Consider the following 21,578-nt stretch of genomic DNA (forward strand, 5'->3'; position numbering starts at 1 on the left):
TCATGTCGATACGAATTCTGATTGCCGATGACCATTCCGTGGTTCGAAAAGGGATTCGGATGCTCCTGGAAGATGAGGCCGATGTACAGATCGTGGGCGAAGCATCCGATGGCGACGAAGCCATCGACCTACTTGCCAGCATCGATACGGATGTTTTGTTACTGGACATCACCATGCCCCGTATGTCGGGCCTCGACGCTCTGAAAGTAATTTCGCTCCAATACCCTTCCGTGCGAACCCTGATGTTCAGCATGCACAACAATCCGGATTATATTCTGAAAGCTGTTCAGCACGGAGCCGCCGGTTACTTACTAAAGGATACAGGACTCGAAGAGATGCTCCGGGCGGTCCGAACCGTTGTTAATGGCGACTTATATTATCCGCCCAATGCCTCATCGGTCATCATCCGAACGTTGATTTTACCGGGCACAACTCCTCGCAATGAATCTACCCCGTCCGGTTCCAAAACGACTCTGTCAATCTGGAACCGAATAACCTCACGGGAAGCTCAGGTTTTAACGTGTCTGATCGACGGCATGAGCAGCCCGGCTATTGCCGACCACTTTGGCATAAGTCCGAATACGGTAGCCAATCAACGAGCCAGCATCATCCGGAAAGCGGGGGTTAAGAATACCGTCGACCTTATTCGATTGGCTCTGGAAGAGAAGAACAGGAGTTAAATAACGCATGCTTAGCAATATAAACTGAGTCTTACGGTTAACTAAATACCTTCGCCAGTTTCTTTTCAAGGTTCTTTTCCAATGCCAGCAATCCCTCCGTGTTGGAAAGATAAGTCAGGGCCCGGTGGTGGCGCAAATCGAATGGGATGTCGCCCACAGACTGTGTAATGGGAATGACCAGTTTACCCAGCGTATGCGCAACGCCCGTTTCGTAAAACACATTGGGGTTTCGGTCCGTGAAATCGGTGATTACGGCTCTGGACGTAAAAATCAGTTCGAATACATCCTGAATCAGGATACTGTTATCCCAGATATCGTCGGCCCGTCTGCAGTCGATGCCAAGCCGGGCACATACATTCCGAATGGCCGTGTATGTTCCCGAAAATTTACTCTCAAACGGCATCATTACCGACAGCATATTGGCCTCAACAGGCTTGGCCGGCATTCGGAATACATCGGGAGCAAACGTAATTACCCGTTCCGGTACAACGTTCTGAACGGTCGAAATGAAATCCGGCACCTCCCGAACAGGGCGACTCATCGTTGCTTTTTTGGCTTCGACAAAGTGCTCTATTTCGTATAAGTTGCTGCTGCTCTCGCTGATTAACTTCGACAGCACCTGCAAGCTATTCCCCTCATAATCCTCATCTTTAAAGTCCAGGCTCCGGAGTAATCTGGGATGGTCTTCTATTAACTCAAGGCTGTCGGTCAGATACGCCACCTTTATCCAGTCCGACTTGGTGAAGTGGTCCTGAATAAATTCGTGTAGCGCAAAAAGCCGGAGCGTTCTTTGTTTATTTTGTCTTATCATACCGTTGACAACAGCTAAATTATAATACAACTATTATATATTCATGCAATTATATCTAAAATCTATATTACAATAAACAAGTATTTAACATTTTACTGATTATCCCTTAGTGACTGAACCAATTGATAATTTTTAGAAAAGGACTGCAGACGAAAATGCAATAGATTTTGTCATTCCGACGAAGCGGGGCGGCCCGCTTCGTCGGAATGACAATAAAAAAAGCCCTGTATGACACAGACGTGTATACAGGGCTTTTTTGATGACTAGAATCTATTCTAAAACCGCCAGCGCACAAACGCTTCCATGGCTTCGTATTCGGCCAGTCCAAGCTTGTTGTACATACCGGCTGTGGTACGGTTGCGTTCTTCGGCCCGTTGCCAGAATTCGCGCGAATCGGTGCCTTGGTACACCACACCATCTTTTTGAGACTGGTGTTTAAAAATGCCCAATCGCTTTTTCATCACCTGATCCGGCGACATAGGAACGGCCATTTCAATTTCGTGAATATCCCACTCGGCCCAGGCACCGCGGTAAAGCCATACCCAGCAATCTTTCATGAAGTTCTTATGCTTCAGGCGACGAACCGACTCAAGGATAGCATCCAGACACACTTTGTGCGTTCCGTGTGGATCGGCCAGGTCGCCAGCCGCATAAATTTGATGAGGCTTGACCTCTTCGATCAGCGCCATCGTAATTTTAATATCCTCTTCGCTCAGCGGCTTTTTAGCGACGGTTCCGGTTTCGTAGAACGGCATATTCATAAAGTGCGCGTTCTCGACAGGAATACCCACAAATCGACAGGTCGATTTTGCTTCGCCCATCCGAATCAGGCCCTTTACATAGCGTACTTCGGGGGTGTCCATTTCGGAATCTTTTTTCTCCCGCAATGAAGCAGCCGCATCCTGAAATATCCGGGTAGCCTCCGGGCTTTTGATGCCAAATTTGGTGTTGAAATCGACAACGTAATCCGCAAAGCGCAGGGCTTCATCGTCGGCAACTGCAATGTTACCCGACGTCTGGTACCCAACGTGGACTTCATGACCCTGGTCCCGTAGTCGTTGGAAGGTTCCGCCCATCGAGATGATATCATCGTCGGGGTGTGGGCTGAAAATCAGGCAACGCTTGTGAGCAGGCAAAGCCCGTTCCGGCCGATTGGTATCGTCGGCATTAGGTTTACCACCCGGCCAGCCCGTAATGGTATGCTGAAGTTGATTGAAAACGTCGATGTTAATATCATACGCCTGCCCGTACTGAGCCAGCAAATCGCTCATCCCGTTATCGTTGTAATCACGGTCGGTCAGCTTAAGGATGGGCTTACCAAGCGATGAAGATAAATACGTGACGGCTTTTTTCTTCATCTTGTTATCCCACTCCACAGAATCCACCAGCCAGGGTGTTTTCATGCGGGTCAGCTCCGAGGCAGCCGCTTCGTCAATGACGAATAAGGCATTCGGATGCGTTTGCAGGTACGATGCCGGATTCAGTTCCGTCACCAACCCTTCAACCGCTCCCCGAATAACGGGTGCTTTCCGCTCACCCCAGGCCAGCAATACCACACGACGAGCCCCCAAAATGCTGGATACACCCATCGTGATTGCCTTGCGGGGCGTTTTGGGCAAGCCACCAAAATCAACCGATGCTGCGGCCCGTGTCGAGTTGTCGAGCATCATCAGCCGGGTGTGCGAATTGATCAGCGAACCCGGTTCGTTGAAGCCAATGTGGCCATTACCACCGATCCCGAGCAGTTGAAAATCCAGACCACCGGCGGCTTCGATGGCCGCTTCGTATTGCTTGGTAAACTCACCTACTTTATCCGTTCGCAGCGTGCCATCGGGTACGTGGTAGTTCCCGGCCGGGATATCGACATGGTCGAATAGCTGCTCACGCATAAAGCGCCAGTAACTTTGGAGAGAGTCAGGCTCCATTGGGTAATATTCGTCCAGGTTGAACGAAATAACGTTGCGGAAGCTCAAGCCTTCTTGTCGGTGCATCCGAACTAATTCGGCATAAACCGTTTTGGGCGATGAGCCAGTTGCCAGGCCCAATACACAGGGCTTGCCCTCGCTTTGTTTCTGACGGATCAGATCAGCAATTTCCTGTGCCACAGCCCGTGATGCATCTTTGGCATCCGCGTATATGTGGGTAGGAATTTTTTCGTACGTAATGGCCGACTGAATGGGGCCACCGGTGAGTGATGCACCCGGAATTTGACCGTCCGAGTTATCGAGTGTTGGAGACTCCGTAATCATGATGCGCTATGCGGAGAAAAGATGAGACAGCACAAAGGTCGAAAAAATTCAGGTAGTTTTTAGTTAAAGTTCGACAGGAAACCAATATTACTAATTTTTTTTATTAACTGTCGTCTCTCAATTCTCGTCTTGTTGCCGGGCCATTCTGTCCGCTAGGGTAGCGGTTTCCAGTGAGCTTAAGCCATTCTGCTCCGTAATGAGCCGGTGCGTACCCGGATAATGAATGCCATTAATCTGATCACGGAACATCAGCCGGAGTAATTCACCGTACAGATGTTGTTTTTCCTCACCAAACCCGAAGCGCAGTTCGATTTGCTGGTATGCATCAAACTCTTTATGCCGACCGCGTAAGGGCAAGTCTTTACCACCAATATTAGCCGTTACATTGAGTTGCGCGCCCGGAAACAAATCCATAAGCGCCCGCGTCGTTTCTTCATCGGCAACGCAACGCAGGATCATGCGGGTGGGTACCCACTCAAAGAGCGTAACATCGCCCCGCTCAAACACCAGCCGCATTTCCTGCCGATCCATCCGCCCGGTTTGCGTAAATCCGTGGTAGAAATTGACCAGTTTCCGACCGGTTACATCATCGCCGTATTCGACAGTTGCCTGAACTTGGTCTTCGATATCCTGGCTATTCGGCCGCTTGACAATCTGTGCCGCTTTCACCGTTCCTTCGCCCAGCCAGCCCGCAAACATGTCGAAAAAGTGAACACCGTGCTCAATAAAAATGCCGCCACTCTTGGTCCGATCCCAGAACCAGTGCTCGGGCGAAAGACCCTCATCCCCGGCGTAGTTCTCAAAATATCCGTGCAGAAAATCGCCGAGAAGATTCTTGTCGATCAGGTGTTTAATCCGGGCAAACATGGGATTGTAGCGCTGCATCAGGTTCGTTACCATGAGCAGCCCTTTTTCTTTAGCCAGCGCCAGCATTTCACGGCCCTGCTCGGGATTCATGGCCAGGGGCTTTTCGCAAATGACGTGTTTACCGGCATTGAGTGCCAGCATTGCCTGTTCGTAGTGTAAAAAGGGCGGGGTGGCAATATAAATGACATCTATATCGGGATGATTGACCAGTTCTTCGAGACTCCCCAACTGCTCGGCACCAAATCGTTTGGCGGTTCGGATGGCTTCTTCCCGCTTCGATCCGGCAATGGCCACCAGCTTAGCCTGAGGAAGGTTCGGCGATCCGACCTGTAAAAACTGCTGCACGGCAAACAGGCCAAAGCCGCCCATACCGATAACTCCAATTCCGATTTCGCGTTCGGTTTTCGCGTTTGTTTCCATACCCTTGCGTGTTGTATACGCTAAAGACAACCGCAGGAGATGGCTTTATGTTAGGAAAGAATGCCTCCGGAACCTGATTAGGCACTACCTCAATCGAGCACTTTTGTCCAGTAAATCATTGATTTAGCGGTTTCGACCACCTCGTTCCGATCGGGCCAGACGAAGGCGCTTTGCAGCGTATCATCACGCCGATACCCTCGCTTTACCCAAAATCCATCGAGCGGCTTGTAATCAAGGGGACGAAGCGGATGATCGACGGGACGCTGCACAGCGCAGAAACAGGTCATTTTATAGTGCCCAAACTGACGGGCGTGGGCTTCCCGCTCATCGAAAAATTGATTGCCTAGTCCAAGACCACGGTAGGCGGGTAACAGGATACTTTCACCAAAATAAAAAATCGTGTCCAGCTCATAGCCCGCCGTCAGGAAAGGAGCCTGTACCTCGGCGGTTTCGTCGCGTAGCGGTAGAGCCGTTGTTGCGCCCACCAATTGCTCTCCATCGTACACGGCCAACAGAAACGAGCGCTCAGCGCGGGCATAGGTTTCCAGATAGCTTTTTTCGTAGTCGACAGACCCCTCATACAAGTACGGAAAGTCGTAGAAGACGGCGATGCGCAGAGCCGCCAGATCGTCGAAAACCGTTCGAAACGCCGATCCTGTCAGCCGGCGAAAGGTGAGAGACAAATTGTTAGCCAATGTACTATTGATTACCTAAAACCAGCGACTCCCAAAGCGGCAAGTTATAGTACGTGGTCACGCGGGTGATCAACCCATCGACAACCTCAAGAAACGAACCAGCCGGCAATACATACGTCTGTCCGGTAGCCGCGGGCAAATCACCATCCGTTTTTTTGTACACGCCGTTTACGACGAATTCGCAGGCTACCCGGCTACCTGTTGGCTCGGTCATGATAATTATATCGGTCAGCGTTTCGTCGTAACACTCATCCATATGTTGGAGAAACTGTCGAAACACCTCTTTGCCAGTGCGTGTAGCTCCCTGGTTACTATCGTGGCGCACATCGGGATGGAGCAGACGGAGCATCGTTTCCCAATCTTTGCGGTTAAACGCGTTGTAATAAGTTGAAACAGTGTCGAGAGCAGTCATAAAGGGGCTTTTCTAACCAGAAATTGATGGTCAAAGATAACCGGTTAGCCAGAATTAGTAAGCACAGAGGCTGGAAAGACTCGCAGGCTATACGAATTCCGAGCTTACCCGATAAGCGGGCTTAGACAAAAATCAGGTTTCCGTTAATGAGTGCTTTCTGGTAGTTATCCTGATCGAACTGATAAAGATAAGGCGACTTGTGTGCGCCCCCCGTTCGCCGTTCGTTCAAGCGGATCAGAATACTCAGCCCCGTAATTTTCTTGTGAAAATTACGGGCATCCAGAGGCCGCCCAAGCACGGTTTCATACAGCCGTTGTAACTCCGGGATCGTAAACTTTTCGGGCATCAGATTCAGGCCAATGGGTTGCCAGTTCAACTGGAGCCGAAGGGTTTGCAGGGCTACATCAATAATCTGGCGGTGGTCATATAGCAAAGACGGCAGACTCGACACATCGCACCAGACGCATTCATCGGACAGGAAATCGGCGGTGGGCGTCACTTTCGTGTAGTCGACCAGGGCGTAGTAGCCCATTGTAATGGTGCGATCGGGGCAAATACCAAACATCAGGTCGGGCATTTTCTGTCGCCGTAACGTATCATCCTGATCGTACCGAATAGCGTCGCCAAAAAGATGAAATTGTTGCAGAAACAACTGGTTCAATCCTGTTCGCTCGTGTAGCACTCGCTCGGCTGCGGCATCTACAGACTCCGCTTTATAAATAAAACCACCTGGTAAACACCATTCTTCTGTGTCTTTCCAGCGTAGTAGAAGTACTTTAAGCCTTGTATCATGAAATCCGAAAATAACACAGTCAAGTGATAATCCTGAGATGCAGTCGTTCGCTACTCGTTGGTAATAAGCAATTAAATGTTCGGTATGTGTCATGCCCGGCCTTGATTTTATTTCTGTTATTATAACATAATAAAGGAAATCGTGTATAATTACAGGTATTTTTTTGATTTAATCAATCGCTGGCGAATCTGCCTGTCATCTTTTGCCTGGGCTATACCATCGATCATTGGTTATGACCACTTTTCGATGCCGCTTTATAGCATCGTTAGCGCTTACTAAAATAATCGTTTAACGCCTTGCTTCTCCAGACCGATGCGCTGTCTACCAGACAAAAATTGCTCTTATAGATATTATCTATGATTAGATAAAAACAATTAATAAAAATTATACTACAGGTTAATGTAAGTTTGACAGGTCAAACAATAAAACTCCACCAAAGATGGAAAACATCGAAAGACAGGATACACAGGACCCATCAGTATGGGACGTCAATGATGACAGCCACGTCAACACCGTTGGTAAGTGCCCTTTTCTAAACGGGGAACTTAACAAAAGCGCTGGCGGTGGTACGAGAAACCGCGATTGGTGGCCAAATCAGCTACGGTTGGATATTCTGCGGCAACATTCTTCGCTGTCCGATCCGATGGGCGAGAAATTTAACTACGCCGAAGAGTTCAAGACGCTCGATCTAGCAGCTGTGAAGAAAGACATTGTTGACCTGATGACCACCTCTCAGGACTGGTGGCCAGCCGATTACGGTCACTATGGACCCTTCTTTATTCGGATGGCCTGGCACAGCGCGGGTACGTACCGCATTGGCGATGGTCGTGGTGGCGCGAGCTCCGGCGCGCAGCGTTTCGCCCCTCTCAACAGCTGGCCCGACAATACTAACCTTGACAAGGCCCGTCTGCTGCTATGGCCCGTCAAACAGAAATACGGCCGGAAACTTTCGTGGGCTGACCTCCTGGTTCTAACCGGCAACTGCGCTCTGGAGTCGATGGGCTTTAAGACGTTTGGCTTCGGTGGCGGTCGTGAAGACGTCTGGGAACCGGAAGAAGACATATACTGGGGCTCCGAGACCAAGTGGCTGGGAGATGATGTGCGGTATGCCAATCCGCATGAGCGTACACTGGAGCAACCCCTTGGTGCGGCTAACATGGGGCTGATCTATGTAAACCCGGAGGGTCCGGCAGGAAATCCGGATCCGGTTGCCTCCGCGCATGACATTCGTGAAACCTTCGGCCGTATGGCCATGAACGACGAGGAAACCGTCGCCCTCATTGCCGGTGGGCATACGTTCGGCAAAACCCACGGTGCTGCCGATCCAAGCCAGTACGTTAGTTCTGAGCCCGCCGGGGCAACCATCGAGGAGCAAAGCCTTGGCTGGAAAAACTCGTTTGGTAGTGGACATGGTGCGGACACTATAACCAGTGGTCTGGAGGTTACCTGGACCACGACCCCAACCCAGTGGAGCAACGACTATTTTGAGCACTTGTTCAACTATAACTGGGAGCTAACGAAGAGTCCGGGTGGAGCGCACCAGTGGCGCCCGAAGGATGGAGCCGGAGCCGGAACTGTGCCCGACGCGCACGATCCGCTGAAGCGTCATGCTCCCATGATGCTGACGACTGACCTGGCGTTGCGAGCCGATCCCGCTTACGAAAAAATTTCAAGACGTTTCTACGAGAATCCGGATGAGTTTGCCGACGCCTTCGCCCGCGCGTGGTTCAAGCTGACGCACCGCGATATGGGACCGATCGAGCGCTACCTCGGGCCGGAAGTACCAACCGAAGAGTTGATCTGGCAGGATCCTACCCCCGCGGTTACCCATACGCTGGTTAATGATCAGGATATCGCGGCCCTGAAGGCTAACATTCTGGCTTCCGGCCTGTCCGTGTCTCAACTGGTATCCACCGCCTGGGCCTCGGCCTCCACATACCGTAACTCCGACAAACGCGGTGGTACCAATGGTGGCCGTGTTCGTCTGGCACCTCAGAAAGACTGGGAGGTTAACGATCCAGCCCAGTTGGCTACCGTGTTGAGTACGCTTACGAGTATTCAGGAAGAGTTTAACGGTATTCAGGCTGGCGATACCCGAATTTCGATCGCCGACCTGATCGTGCTGGGTGGCTGCGTAGGTGTTGAGCAGGCGGCTAAGAACGCGGGTTATGAAGTAACGGTGCCTTTCACCCCGGGACGTACCGATGCATCGCAGGAGCAAACGGATGTGCAATCATTCGATGCTCTGGAGCCAGGGGCCGACGGATTCCGCAACTACCTGAACGCCAGACACAAATCGGCAGCTGAGGATATGCTGATCGACAAAGCGCAACTTTTGACGCTGACCATCCCGCAGTTGACGGTACTGATCGGTGGTATGCGCGTGCTAAACACAAACTTCGATCACTCGAAGCATGGTGTCTTTACGGATCGTCCGGAAACGCTCACGACGGATTACTTTGTGAATCTGCTCGACATGAGCACTACCTGGCGAGCAACGTCCGACGCACAAAACATATTTGCGGGTAGCGATCGTAAAACGGGCGAAATCAAATGGACCGGCACACGCGTCGATCTGATCTTCGGCTCGAATTCGGAGCTCCGGGCTATTGCTGAAGTATACGGCTGTGGCGACTCGCAGGAGAAATTTGTGCGGGACTTTATTGCTGCCTGGACTAAAGTGATGAATCTTGGCCGCTTCGATCTGGCAGCCTAGTCGAAATACGGTTTATTACAACTGAAAGGTGACCTGGAAACGGGTCACCTTTTTTGTGATTTTCGCCGTCAATCTGTGCAGGGTAGCCAGGCTCGTGATTAACCAGCCGAAGGCTTCTGATTTATCGGCCAAAAAGCTTAATTTTAGTGAAACTTTCAGTTTGCTTGTACACCTGCTCATTCCTTATCCATTTCAGGCTATGGCTTTAGTAAAATTGACCATCAATAACCAATTACATACGGTTGATGTAGACCCGGATATGCCCTTGCTATGGGCCATTCGCGATATGGTCGGCCTGACTGGCACCAAGTTCGGGTGTGGCATTGCCCAATGCGGTGCCTGCACGGTTCACCTCGATGGGGCACCTATCCGTTCATGCAGCTACCCGGCCTCAGCGGCTGCGGGTCATAAGATTACTACCATTGAGGGACTATCGAAAAACGCTGACCATCCGGTGCAAAAAGCCTGGATCGAGCACCAGGTACCACAATGCGGCTATTGCCAATCCGGACAAATTATGTCGGCAGCGGCCTTACTGAAACAAATCCCAAAGCCTACAGACGCGGATATAGACACGGCCATGCAGGGCAATATCTGCCGCTGTGGTACCTATGAGCGTATTCGTAAAGCCATTCATTCGGCCTCGGCCGATATGGCATCAAGTCCAAAAATGCCTAAGTCAACGCCTAAAATTGGCAAGCGATGAGCCATACACCTACGTCTACCGGAACGGAAAACGGCACAAGCCGCCGGAATTTTCTGAAAGCTGCGGGCCTGACCGGAGCCGCCTTTGCGTTGGGATTACCGGCTACCCATGTCCTCGCCAGTCCGGTTTTAAATCTTAGTTCACTACCCGATTCTGTTGAGTTGACGCCTTATGTCCTTATCGAGAAATCGGGGCGCATCACGATCATGAACCCCCGCCCCGAAATTGGGCAGGGAACGTACCAGTCTGTTCCGGCGCTCATTGCCGAAGAGCTGGAAGTTTCGCTGGACAACGTTACGATTCAGCAAACCGGGGGCGAAAGTAAATACGGCGGCATGTGGTCGCAGGCAGTGGGTGGCAGTGGCTCTATTCGGGGTGGCTACACCCAGATGCGCAAAGTGGGCGCATCGGCCCGGGAGATGCTTCGTCAGGCCGCCAGCCAGCAGTGGAACGTCTCGGTAGATGAGTGCGTCGCCGAAAATGCAACCATCGTCCATAAACCTACCGGCAAAAAACTAACCTACGGCCAGCTAGCCGACGCAGCGGCTAAACTTCCGGTTCCGAAGGAGCCGACCCTGAAAGACCCGAAACAGTTTACGATGCTGGGCAAATCAATGCCCCGGCCCGACGTTCCTCTTAAAGTAGCCGGGAAAGCGATGTTCGGGATGGATGCCAAGGTGCCGGGTATGGTGTACGCGTCGGTCGAACGGTGCCCGGTTCTAGGCAGTAAGCTGGTCCGTTTCGATGCAACCCAGTCGCTGAAAGTAAAAGGCGTCCAGAAAGCGGTAAAAGTAGAGCGGGTCGTCGGTAAGAATCAGTACGAAGGCGTAGCCATTATTGCGGACAACTACTGGGCTGCCCTACAGGGTCGCAAAGCCCTCAAGGTAACCTGGGATCATGGTAAGCATGAGGCATTTAATACCACCGACTTCGAGAAACAGCTTCGGGAATTGGCGAAAACGGATGGTGTACAGGGCCATAACGTGGGCAATTTCGATACTTCATTTGCCGATGCCCCGAATAAGCTGGAAGCACTCTACGAAACCCCTATCGTGAGCCACTCAACCATGGAACCCATGAATGCGCTGGCCCATTATCAGGCAGGTGATAAAGTGGAGCTCTGGGTTTCTTCGCAGGGGGGCGATTTGGTTAAGGACGAAGTGGCCAAAGTCTTTAAACTGCCGGCCGATAACATAACCGTTCATGTGTTGTTCAACGGGGGCGGTTTTGGCCGACGGTTGACGCAGGATTTTGCAACCGAAGCCGTAGCGCTATCCAAAACGGTTGGCAAGCCCGTCAAGGTTATCTGGACGCGGGAAGATGATACCCTGCTTGGCCCTTTCCGACCCATGACCTTCTCGGCCATGCGCGGAGCGTTGTCTGCGGATGGGAAAGCCGTTGCGCTTCAGCATAAAGTTATCTCGCCGTCGATTGACGCGACGATGAACCCAACCTACGATAAGACAAAGCCCGACGGGACCATGCTCGAAGCCACCAACGAGCAGAAATACGAAATTCCGAACCTCAACACGCGCTACGTTCACGCCGACATTCACATTCCGCTCACCTACTGGCGGTCGGTAACCAGTTCGACGCTGGCGTTCTCGCACGAGTGCTTCATCGATGAACTGGCCCATAAAGCCGGTCAGGATCCGCTTGCTTTCCGGCTGGCGATGTTGACTAAAGAAAGTGATACCAAACGGGTACTGCTCAAACTGAAAGAGGTTTCGGGTTGGGATAAACCGCTGCCAGCGGGGAAAGGCCGGGGCATTGCCCAATGGGAATTCTTCGCCGGCTTGGCGGGTCAGGTGGTTGAAGTTTCCAAGAACAAGACGGGCGGTATTACGGTTGATAAGGTGTATTGCGTCATCGACCTCGGTACGGTGGTTAATCCCGATACCGTAAAGGCCCAGGTTGAGGGCGCCATTGCGATGGCGCTGACAGCCGCAACCAAAGATGGCATCACCTTCGAGAAAGGCCAGGCCGTTCAGGCAAATTTCGATGCCAACCGAATGCTTCGTATCCATGAAATGCCATCGGTTGATGTCCACATTCTGGCAGAAGGCGGGCCAACCATTAAAGGTGTTGGCGAGCCGGGCCTGCCACCATTGGCTCCTGCTTTAGCAAACGCCGTTTTTGCGGCCACCGGAAAACGCATCCGGCGCCTACCATTTGATTTAGAAAAGGTGTAACGGTACTCGGATAATCATGAAAGAAATCACCCGTATTGTCGAAGTTTTTGAGCAGATCGACTTCTCACAACGCAAAGCAGCTCTGGCAACGGTTGTTTGGGTCGAAGGGTCGTCGTATCGGCGGCCCGGCGCTCGAATGCTTATCACAGACGATGGACGCTGGGAAGGGGCCATCAGCGGGGGATGTCTGGAAGGCGATGCTCTCCGGAAAGCTCGGCAGGTCATGCTTGACGGCCAGCCAATTGTAGTTACCTACGACACGATGGACGATGGCGCGAACAGCTTTGGCGTCGGGCTGGGTTGTAACGGGATTATCGACGTATTAATTGAACCCATTGCGCCCGATAGCCCCCAAAACCCGGTTGCATTATTAAAGGAATTTACAAGCAAACGAGATGTACGTGCGTTGGCAACCGTATTGAAGAGCGACGAATCGAGTGAGCTGCTACCCGGCAACCGGTTTTTGCTTACCGAACAACCCGGCGCGTCAGTTCCCGAATGGTTGCACAAGGATATGCATGACGTATTCAGTACGGGCAAACCGCTGACGCGTACCTATGCCGTGTCGTCGGGAAGTGCGGAGGTATTCATCGAGCGGATCGACCCCGGTATTGAGCTGGTTATTTTCGGGGCGGGTTATGACGTTATTCCCGTCGCGAAGATGGCGCGTGAACTCGGCTGGCAGGTAACTGTTACCGACGATTGCATTGCCCATTTATCCCCCAAACGGTTCCCAGTCGCCACTTGTGTGCTGTACGCCGACCGGGAAGCGGTTATCGACAAACTAACCATTACCAACCGAACGGCGGCCGTGCTGATGTCGCATAATTTCAACTACGACCGGGCCGTACTGGAGAAGTTACTTACAACGGACATACCGTATATTGGCATGCTGGGGCCCCGCAAACGATTCGATAAGATGCAGGATGAATTTCGAAAAGACGGTCTGCAGTTCAGCGCGGCCTCACTCGGCCGGGTTCATGCACCTATTGGCCTGGATGTGGGTGCTGAAACGCCGGACGAAATTGCGCTGTCGATCATGGCCGAAATTAAAGCCTTCTTCACCAAGGGAGCTGGTGGTTTCCTGAAAGATAAACCAGGTCCGATTCACGAGCGACTTTCCGGCAATTCGGTAGGTCACCGTCGGCAGGCTGACCCCATCGGCCTGGGCTCCAGCGGCTACGATGCCATTAGCGCAGACATCGTTTAAGCATGACGATTGCAACAATCATCCTCGCAGCTGGCGGATCAACCCGGCTGGGGGGCGAACCCAAGCAATTGCTTATTCAACATGGGAAAACGCTTGTCAGGCAGATTACCGAGGCTGCCTTATCGCTAGAAGCAGGTCCTGTGGTCGTTGTTCTGGGGGGAAATGAAGAACGAATTCGAGATGAACTTAGGGATTTATCGGTCAATACACCCGTCAACACCAACTGGCAACAAGGCCTGGCATCATCTATACAGATGGGGCTGAATCAGTTGAGCGATGAACCCGTCGAAGCCTTTTTGGTGGTTCTGACCGATCAGCCCTATGTTACGGCGGCCCTTCTGCGCCAACTGATTACCACACAGCACCATACGGGTAGAGGCATTGTTGCCTGCCGTTATGGTGTGCTGGGCCATCTGGGCGTTCCGGCGTTGTTCGACATCCGTTACCGATCCGAGTTTATGCAGTTGGCCGGCGATACGGGCGCCCGTAAACTTATTCAGCAGTATGCAAACGATTGTAGCGAAGTCCTGTTTCCACAGGCAGCCATCGACCTTGACACCTGGCAGGACATAGACGCCTGGCGAAAAAGGGAAGATAAGCCAGAATGAACCTGTGCCCATTCCCGAAGAGCTTATTTCGCTCCTGTCGACGCACGTCTTGCCCCTTGCCCCCTCCCTTCGTACCTTTGCCCTGAAATGGCACGACTCCTGGCAATTGACTATGGTATGAAACGCACCGGCATTGCCGTAACGGACCCCTTGCAACTCATTGCGTCGGCGCTGGAAACGGTACCGTCTCACGAAGTGCTGAAATTTTTGAAAGCCTACACAGCACGAGAGCCAGTCGACGCTTTTGTGGTGGGACTGCCGAAGGGTCTGGATGGTACCGATACGGATAATACGCCCAGAGTCAGGAAGTTCGTAACCCATTTGCAGAACGCATTACCTGATATTCCCGTTTACTGGCATGATGAACGATTCACGTCGGTTATGGCCCTTCAGGCAATGATTGCCAACGGCAGCACGAAAAAAGATCGTCGGGTAAAGGGCAACATCGACAAAATCAGCGCGGCTATTATTCTTCAGTCATACATGGAAAGCAAACGATCGTGACGAATGCAGGATGAAGAGGGTTATTAGCCGCTCTTACTTTTCGTTCGTCACGCTTCATTAAAAATATGATTCTCCCAATTATTGCTTACGGTGACCCGGTTTTACGAAAACGGGCTAAAGATATTGAACCCGGCAGCCTCGACGTTAAAACGCTGAGCGACAACATGTTCGAGACGATGTATGCGGCATCAGGCGTTGGCCTGGCAGCGCCACAGATCGGGCAGAGCATTCGCATGTTTGTGGTAGACGGCGAGCCGCTGAACGAAGACGAACCCGAAGAAGACGTCGATCAAAGTCTGGTTGGCTTTAAAAAAGTATTCGTTAATCCTGAAATCATCGAAGAAGCGGGCGACGACTGGGGATTCGAAGAAGGATGCCTAAGCATTCCGGGCATTCGGGGCGAAGTGTTTCGACCTGAAATTATTGTGATCCGTTATTTCGATACGGACTGGAATGAGCACGAAGAGGAATACGAAGGAATGGCCGCCCGGATTATACAACACGAATACGACCACCTCGACGGGAAGCTCTTCACCGATTATCTGCCTTCCCTCCGCCGGACGCTCATCAAGAAAAAACTGGCCGATATTTCGAAAGGGAAGACGGATGCCGAATATAAAATGAAGTTCCCAAAATAACGATGAACGTAACCTTTCTCCAGACTACCCTCTACTGGCACGACCCGGTGGCCAATATGGCGATGCTGGAGGAGCGAATCTTCACGCTGGCCGAACCCACGGACCTGATTGTCTTGCCCGAAATGTTCACAACGGGCTTCACCATGGATGCCCAGGCCGTTGCAGAACCCATGAACCTAACCACGTTTCGCTGGATGAAACAGATGGCGGCTCAAACGGGGGCTGTGGTTACGGGTAGCTATGTGGTGAAGGAAAATGGCCGCTTCTTCAATCGGCTCGTGTGGATGCAGCCGGATGGACAATTCGACACCTACGATAAACGCCATTTGTTTCGCATGGCGGGAGAAGACACGATTTACACCGCCGGCACCCGCCGGATCGTTAAAGAATGGAAAGGCTGGCGTATATGTCCGCTGGTTTGTTACGATCTCCGGTTTCCGGTCTGGAGCCGCCATGCAGCCGCGGACGATTCGAAAAATTTCGATTACGATCTTTTACTATACGTTGCGAACTGGCCATCTGCCCGGCGTAATGCCTGGAATGCCTTACTACAGGCCCGCGCTATCGAGAACCTGAGTTATGTTGTGGGAGTCAACCGCGTTGGAGAAGATGGCAATCATCACCTCTACTCCGGTGATTCGGCCGTTATCGACTTCAAGGGCGATGTGCTGTTCCGACAGTCCGATGTTGAGCTAGCCCACCAGCATACGTTATCCCTGGATGAACTGCGGGCGTTTCGGGCAAAATTTCCCGCCAACCTGGACGCCGATTCGTTTACATTATCTCTGTGATATTTCCGTCGTCCGTGTTCTCACGGGCCACATTCGCGTCAGCAAAACCATCCGGTCAAGTGGTCCGTGAGGACACGGACCATGGAATACTAGTCAATTATACCTGCTCCTCAGCGGCTTCGAGTAATTCCAGCAGCTCCCGGATGCTGCTTAGCGTCGTGAATAGCTTTCCACTCAATTGCTCTTCAGTAACCATTTCATGGGCCCAGGTCGTTTCAAAAGGGATGTGTATCGCCCGACCGCCAATATGCACTACCGGCAATACATCCGACTTCAGCGAATTACCAATCATCAGAAAATCAGCCGGTAAGATCTGGTATTTCTGTAAAATACGCTGATACGCCGGTTCATTCTTTTCGCTGACAATTTCAACATGGGTAAAGTAGTGGCCCAACCCTGACCGGGCAATTTTGCTTTCCTGATCAAACAGGTCACCTTTGGTTATCACCATCAGTTCGAACCGTTTCGAGAGCGTTTCCAGCACCTCGACTACCCCGTCGAGTGTATTAATTGGGAAGTCCAGCAATTTCCGCCCGACATCGATAATCTGCTGAATTTCTGCTCCGGTAATGGCCCCGTTGGTTAATTCAATTGCCGTTTCGATCATAGAAAGCATAAAACTCTTCGCTCCGTAGCCAAAAACAGCAAGGTTCCGAATCTGGCAGTCATAAAACTGCTGCGACAGAATTTCTTCTGAAACGTAGTGGGATAACAGTTGGCAAAGCTTCAGCTTCACATCAATGTAGTTTGGTTCGTTGGCCCAAAGGGTATCGTCGGCGTCAAACGCAATCAATTTCATGAGCCTGGTGGCAAGATGGTTGGTATAGCAAAGATAAGCAGGCAAGCAGAATCTTATTTTGTTGCCGCTCTTTTGTCCTGATTTGATTTGCGTACCATTCCCGAAATCCGCAATTTGCCCCCCGTTCCTAATGTCATTATTTTCGTTAACCCTATGCAATTCACAGAGCAAGATCAGGACCAGATTCTGTTACAGGGCGTTTCACTCGACCAGATTGATCAGCAGATAAAACACTTTGTCGACGGCTTTCCTTACCTGAATGTCATTAAAGCCGCTACGATTGGCGATGGCATCATTCGTATCGCCGAAGATCAGCTGGCAGCGCATATTCATCGGTTCGACGAGGCTGCTCACGAACGTGACCTGGTAAAGTTCGTTCCGGCTTCGGGAGCCGCTACCCGCATGTTCAAATCGTTATTTTCGGCATTGGATGGCAAATTTGATAAATCAGTTGACGAAGTGTTTGCCCGTCTGACCGACTTCGCTTTTTACGACGACCTGAAAGCCGCGATGGCTGATGATGGCCACGATTTGGACAAAGCCGTTGCCGAAAATGACCGGGTAACGGTTCTGAACTATTTATTGACCGAAGCAGGCCTGGATTATGGCAGCCTGCCGAAAGGCTTGCTGAAGTTTCACCAGTATCCCGATGGTCCCCGCACACCGGTAGAGGAGCATTTGGTAGAAGGGGCTGCTTATGCCAATTCTGACGGGTTAGTTAAAGTTCACTTTACGGTCTCGCCCGAGCACCGCAGCCGTTTTGAACAATTAATCGACGAGCAAAAAGCGGACTATGAAGCCTGGCTCGGTGTGACGTTCGACGTAACGTTCTCCGAACAAAAGAAATCCACCGATACGATCTCGGTAAACATGGATAATTCGCCCTTCCGCAACGGCGAATCGGGATCGTTGCTGTTCCGTCCGGCAGGTCATGGTGCCCTGATCGAAAACCTCAACGATATTCATGCCGATATTGTCTTCATTAAGAATATTGACAATGTCGTTCCTGACCAGATCAAAGAACCAACCATAACGTACAAGAAAGTGCTGGCATCCGTATTGCTCGATGCCCAGCAGCAGATTGCCCGCCTGCAAGCCCTGCTGGAAGAGCAATCGGGCGAAATTAGCGATGGCTATCTGGCCGAAGCGGACGACCTGCTGCGACGGACACTCTATACGTTACCGCCTGATGGTTTCGATGAGCTATCCCAAGCGGAGAAGCTGGACTACCTCCGTCGGAAATTGGACCGGCCCGTGCGCGTTTGCGGGATGGTAAAAAACGTTGGCGAACCAGGTGGCGGACCGTTCTGGGCCAGAAATCAGGACGGATCCGTGTCTTTACAGGTTGTCGAATCCGCACAGATTGATTTGACTGACCCAGCCCAAAAAGCCATTTTTGACGAAGCGACGCATTTCAATCCCGTCGATCTGGTGTGCGGTCTTAAGGATCATAATGGCCGTAAATATGACTTGCCCGCTTACCGGGACCCACTTACCGGATTCATTACGGCAAAATCGAAAGATGGAAGAGACCTGAAGGCGCAGGAGTTACCCGGTCTTTGGAACGGGGCGATGGCCGATTGGAATACAATTTTCGTTGAAGTGCCGCTTATTACGTTCAATCCGGTCAAAACGGTGAACGATCTCTTGCGGAAAGAACACCAACCCGCGTAGCCTCAACTACTTAAAAGCCCTAAGTGGCTGACACAAAAGCAATATACGCTACGTGTCAGCCACTTAGGGCTTTTAAGCAATACGTTTATTAAGCTGACATCCGATTTGACGGGGTGTCGATCAGGTCGGCTGCGTTCGTTCCGATAGCCACCTCTTTTGTTTCGAGTGAGCCCAGATTCTGGAACGTGAGCAGCGTTGTATTTTCATAAACGCCTAAGTTTGCATCCCGAACGCGCTCCATGATTGGCCGCAACATACAGGTTACTTCGTCGTTGCAGTCGTCGCATTTGACGTAGAAATTAAACGACACGCAGGGAGTTGGTGCAATAGGTCCATCGATTACCCGTAGTACCTGTGCCAGATTAACCCGGCCCGGATCAACCCGCAACAAATAGCCGCCACCTTTTCCTTTCTGGCTTTGCAGAATTCCATGATTACGCAGTTCCAGGAGAATGGCCTCTAAGAATTTTTTCGGGATGTTTTCTTTCGCCGAAATATAGGAAATCAATACGGGGCCCTTGCCGTATTCTTCAGTCAAAACCTTTAGGGCTTTGATGGCGTATTTAGCTTTCTTAGAGATCATTTGTTACGGTGACTAAAAGTGATATGGTGAAATAATGAGCTTGTTCCTGAGAAGTCGTAGGCACCTATTATGTGGCAAATTAATAAGTCCCTAATTATCAGCCAAAAAGTCGTCTCTTTTCTATAAAGAAATTTAGACAATATACACTTGGCGGTCGGTTCTGTTAATCAACACAAATTTATTGCCAAACATACACAGTTAACCTAAAAGTTCATGGACTTACTTGGGTATTAGACGCTAAGTTAAAATATAAGTAACAATCACATCTACTAATTTCGCTTAATCAGGTCCATAGTTCTGTAAATGGTGTTATTTCAGGAATCATACCGGTGCCAGTTACATGTACGAAAAGTAAGTAGAGTAGCTACTGAATTGCATTCACGGCTTCTTGTTTGGTAAACGTAACTTTTCTGGCAATAAAAAGAGCCGGAGCAAAGCCCCGGCCCTTTTCTGCGACACCAATATAAAATTTACTATTTTTTTTATTTGTCGTAATTAGCGTTCTGCGGATCGAAGTTTGTCCAGCCAGCGAGCCAGTTTTCTGTATTGAAAGCACCCCGATAAGGAGCCGCGGTGAAGAACGAATCGGCCAGTTTTCCGCCCGTTACCGCGTTGCCGGCAACCAGCAGTGGAGAACCCGCCTGTGGCAGGAAGTTGGGCGACGTCAGATTAAAGTTCTGCGCATTAAGCATCAACGAGGTGATGTCCGTTCCGACAATCTGATTCTTGCGGGAGGCCAGATTAAAGTAAGCCTGAGCCGTTTCTGTCGTTATGTCGCCAATACCACGAACAACCGTAGTTGAGTTGGGAACTTCAGAGTTGCCAAGTACAATTCCCTGTAATTCCAGGCTACCATCGTTTATATTAGCCAATGTACCGGCAGTTGTTCCTTCCAGACGCAAACCTTCCGGAAATCCAGTTAATACCGAGTTGTAGATACTGATTCTTGTGTTCCGGCGAAGGTGCATGGCCGCCCGGTAGGCACCTGAACCACCCGATGTGTTGGCATTGCTGGGAACCCCTGGGTTGAAGGCAAACGCACTCATGTTCGCGAAGATGGGAGACGTTATGGGCAAACCAGCCGTAACCGGTACACCCGGATCGAAATTGTCTGACTCGAAAGCTTCGGAACCCGACTGGTCGGCCACGTTAGGGTCGCGCAGGGCTACACCAAACTGAACCTTGCCACTATAGCCATAATCAGTATCGAAGTCATCATCGAACGTGCGGAGAGCAACCAGGTATTTAGCGTTAGCCGTACCACCGAACCACTCAAACGCATCGTCACCACTGTAGGAAACCTGGATGTGATCGAGGGTTGTACCCGAACCGACCTGATACAGCGTTAACCCGTTGATTTCACTATTTGGTGTCGATGACAACGCAACACCCGGAAACTCAATCCGCACATACTGCATCGTACCTGAATTATCATTCGATACGTTCAGCGTTGCGTCGAATGTGCCGCGAATACCGCCTTCGAATGCGCGCGACGTACCCTGGTTAGACGGTGCCCGACCAATCAGCACAACGCCACCCCAGTCGCCATATTTCCGTGAACCGGCGGGCTGAGACGATGTAAATATAATGGGCTGGGTAGCCGTTCCTTTGGCCTCTATCCGTGAACCCCGGTCAATGATCAGCGTTCCTGAGTGGTTCTGTGCTTCCGGGTCCTGGCTGGCTCCATAACCGCGGATGATGGTACCCGCTTCGATTGTCAGCACCGCGTTGTTCGTCACATACACATAGCCCTTCAGCGCATAAATGGTATTGGCCGAGAGCGTTCTGCTGGCTGTAATCGAGTTAGGCAGCGTTTCGATAGGCCGGTTGGCCAGTGTAAAGCTTACCGTCGATGGGCTTTGAACCGTTGCGCCACCCGATGTAATCGAAATCGGTCCGTTTTGCGCCGTTGCGGGTACAATTACCGTCAACGATGTAGTGGTAGCTGCGGTAACCTGCGCGGTTGCATTCCCACTGAATACAACCGTGTTGCTGGCCGGTGAAGCATTGAAACTGGTTCCGGTAATAACGATTGACGAGCCCACCGGAGCCTGCGTTGGGTTAATGCTCGTAATGGAAAGCGGGTCGATAGTTGGCTCATCGTCGTTCTTACAGGCCGAAATAGTGACGGTCAGGCCAATCGCCAGAAGCAGCAGTGACTGATAACGCTTGATAAATTGCATAAAACGGATTTGGTTAAATTATATGGTAGTAGTTGAGTATCAATCGG

19 protein-coding genes are annotated in these 21,578 nt (G+C 51.1%); 10 read left to right on the forward strand and 9 right to left on the reverse strand.

Annotated features, from left to right (window positions below):
• Window positions 1-2 precede the first annotated feature (2 nt).
• Window positions 3-680 carry a response regulator transcription factor gene (locus ACYU8Y_RS06205; RefSeq protein ID WP_460935288.1) on the forward strand — a complete coding sequence of 226 codons (678 nt, stop codon included), beginning with the start codon at window positions 3-5 and terminating at the stop codon, window positions 678-680.
• Window positions 681-717: 37 nt separating this feature from the next.
• Here ACYU8Y_RS06205 and ACYU8Y_RS06210 read toward each other — a convergent pair whose 3' ends face one another.
• The 6 genes from ACYU8Y_RS06210 to ACYU8Y_RS06235 all read right to left on the reverse strand — a co-directional run bounded on the left by ACYU8Y_RS06210 (window position 718) and on the right by ACYU8Y_RS06235 (window position 7,020).
• Window positions 718-1,491, reverse strand: coding sequence for a hypothetical protein (locus ACYU8Y_RS06210; protein WP_460935290.1), 774 nt, complete (start codon window positions 1,489-1,491; stop codon window positions 718-720).
• 275 nt (window positions 1,492-1,766) lie between these two features.
• The gene (gene nagB / locus ACYU8Y_RS06215; RefSeq protein WP_460935292.1) at window positions 1,767-3,740 is read right to left on the reverse strand and encodes a glucosamine-6-phosphate deaminase; all 1,974 of its coding nucleotides are present in this window, start codon (window positions 3,738-3,740) and stop codon (window positions 1,767-1,769) included.
• A gap of 117 nt (window positions 3,741-3,857) precedes the next feature.
• Window positions 3,858-5,027 (reverse strand): Gfo/Idh/MocA family protein, encoded by a 1,170-nt coding sequence (locus ACYU8Y_RS06220; protein WP_460935294.1) that lies wholly within the window; start codon window positions 5,025-5,027, stop codon window positions 3,858-3,860.
• An 89-nt stretch (window positions 5,028-5,116) separates the two neighbouring features.
• A complete protein-coding gene (locus ACYU8Y_RS06225) occupies window positions 5,117-5,710 on the reverse strand; it encodes a GNAT family N-acetyltransferase (protein WP_460935296.1) in 594 nt (197 codons plus the stop codon).
• 16 nt (window positions 5,711-5,726) lie between these two features.
• Window positions 5,727-6,134 carry a ketosteroid isomerase-related protein gene (locus ACYU8Y_RS06230; protein WP_460935298.1) on the reverse strand — a complete coding sequence of 136 codons (408 nt, stop codon included), beginning with the start codon at window positions 6,132-6,134 and terminating at the stop codon, window positions 5,727-5,729.
• Between the two features lie 121 nt (window positions 6,135-6,255).
• Entirely contained in the window at window positions 6,256-7,020 is a 765-nt protein-coding gene (locus ACYU8Y_RS06235; protein ID WP_460935300.1) for an NUDIX hydrolase, read from the reverse strand.
• A 346-nt stretch (window positions 7,021-7,366) separates the two neighbouring features.
• On the opposite strand from ACYU8Y_RS06235, the gene katG reads away from it, so the two are divergent.
• The 8 genes from katG to ACYU8Y_RS06275 all read left to right on the forward strand — a co-directional run bounded on the left by katG (window position 7,367) and on the right by ACYU8Y_RS06275 (window position 16,292).
• Window positions 7,367-9,643 carry a catalase/peroxidase HPI gene (gene katG / locus ACYU8Y_RS06240; RefSeq protein WP_460935302.1) on the forward strand — a complete coding sequence of 759 codons (2,277 nt, stop codon included), beginning with the start codon at window positions 7,367-7,369 and terminating at the stop codon, window positions 9,641-9,643.
• A 199-nt stretch (window positions 9,644-9,842) separates the two neighbouring features.
• Window positions 9,843-10,349, forward strand: coding sequence for a (2Fe-2S)-binding protein (locus ACYU8Y_RS06245; protein ID WP_460935304.1), 507 nt, complete (start codon window positions 9,843-9,845; stop codon window positions 10,347-10,349).
• Window positions 10,346-12,541, forward strand: a complete 2,196-nt coding sequence (locus ACYU8Y_RS06250; RefSeq protein ID WP_460935306.1) for a molybdopterin cofactor-binding domain-containing protein — start codon at window positions 10,346-10,348, stop codon at window positions 12,539-12,541. The genes ACYU8Y_RS06245 and ACYU8Y_RS06250 overlap by 4 nt, the downstream gene beginning before the upstream one ends.
• A 16-nt stretch (window positions 12,542-12,557) precedes the next feature.
• Window positions 12,558-13,751, forward strand: coding sequence for an XdhC family protein (locus ACYU8Y_RS06255; protein ID WP_460935308.1), 1,194 nt, complete (start codon window positions 12,558-12,560; stop codon window positions 13,749-13,751).
• A gap of 2 nt (window positions 13,752-13,753) precedes the next feature.
• Window positions 13,754-14,359, forward strand: a complete 606-nt coding sequence (locus ACYU8Y_RS06260) for a nucleotidyltransferase family protein (RefSeq protein ID WP_460935310.1) — start codon at window positions 13,754-13,756, stop codon at window positions 14,357-14,359.
• 87 nt (window positions 14,360-14,446) lie between these two features.
• Window positions 14,447-14,863, forward strand: a complete 417-nt coding sequence (ruvX, locus tag ACYU8Y_RS06265) for a Holliday junction resolvase RuvX (RefSeq protein WP_460935312.1) — start codon at window positions 14,447-14,449, stop codon at window positions 14,861-14,863.
• 65 nt (window positions 14,864-14,928) lie between these two features.
• Window positions 14,929-15,501: a peptide deformylase gene (def, locus tag ACYU8Y_RS06270; RefSeq protein ID WP_460935314.1), complete on the forward strand. Its 573-nt coding sequence runs from the start codon at window positions 14,929-14,931 to the stop codon at window positions 15,499-15,501.
• A gap of 2 nt (window positions 15,502-15,503) precedes the next feature.
• The gene (locus ACYU8Y_RS06275) at window positions 15,504-16,292 is read left to right on the forward strand and encodes an amidohydrolase (protein ID WP_460935316.1); all 789 of its coding nucleotides are present in this window, start codon (window positions 15,504-15,506) and stop codon (window positions 16,290-16,292) included.
• Window positions 16,293-16,389: 97 nt separating this feature from the next.
• Here the strand turns inward: ACYU8Y_RS06275 and ACYU8Y_RS06280 are convergent, their stop codons facing one another.
• A complete protein-coding gene (locus ACYU8Y_RS06280; RefSeq protein WP_460935318.1) occupies window positions 16,390-17,091 on the reverse strand; it encodes an HAD family hydrolase in 702 nt (233 codons plus the stop codon).
• Between the two features lie 153 nt (window positions 17,092-17,244).
• Here ACYU8Y_RS06280 and ACYU8Y_RS06285 point away from each other — a divergent pair, with 153 nt between their 5' ends.
• Complete coding sequence (locus ACYU8Y_RS06285) at window positions 17,245-18,765, forward strand: DUF4301 family protein (RefSeq protein WP_460935320.1); 1,521 nt, start codon at window positions 17,245-17,247, stop codon at window positions 18,763-18,765.
• Window positions 18,766-18,853: 88 nt separating this feature from the next.
• Here ACYU8Y_RS06285 and ACYU8Y_RS06290 read toward each other — a convergent pair whose 3' ends face one another.
• Window positions 18,854-19,348, reverse strand: coding sequence for an RrF2 family transcriptional regulator (locus ACYU8Y_RS06290; protein ID WP_460935322.1), 495 nt, complete (start codon window positions 19,346-19,348; stop codon window positions 18,854-18,856).
• Between the two features lie 482 nt (window positions 19,349-19,830).
• Window positions 19,831-21,531: an IPT/TIG domain-containing protein gene (locus tag ACYU8Y_RS06295; protein ID WP_460935324.1), complete on the reverse strand. Its 1,701-nt coding sequence runs from the start codon at window positions 21,529-21,531 to the stop codon at window positions 19,831-19,833.
• Window positions 21,532-21,578 lie beyond the last annotated feature (47 nt).

It is taken from the genome of Spirosoma humi (assembly GCF_054776575.1).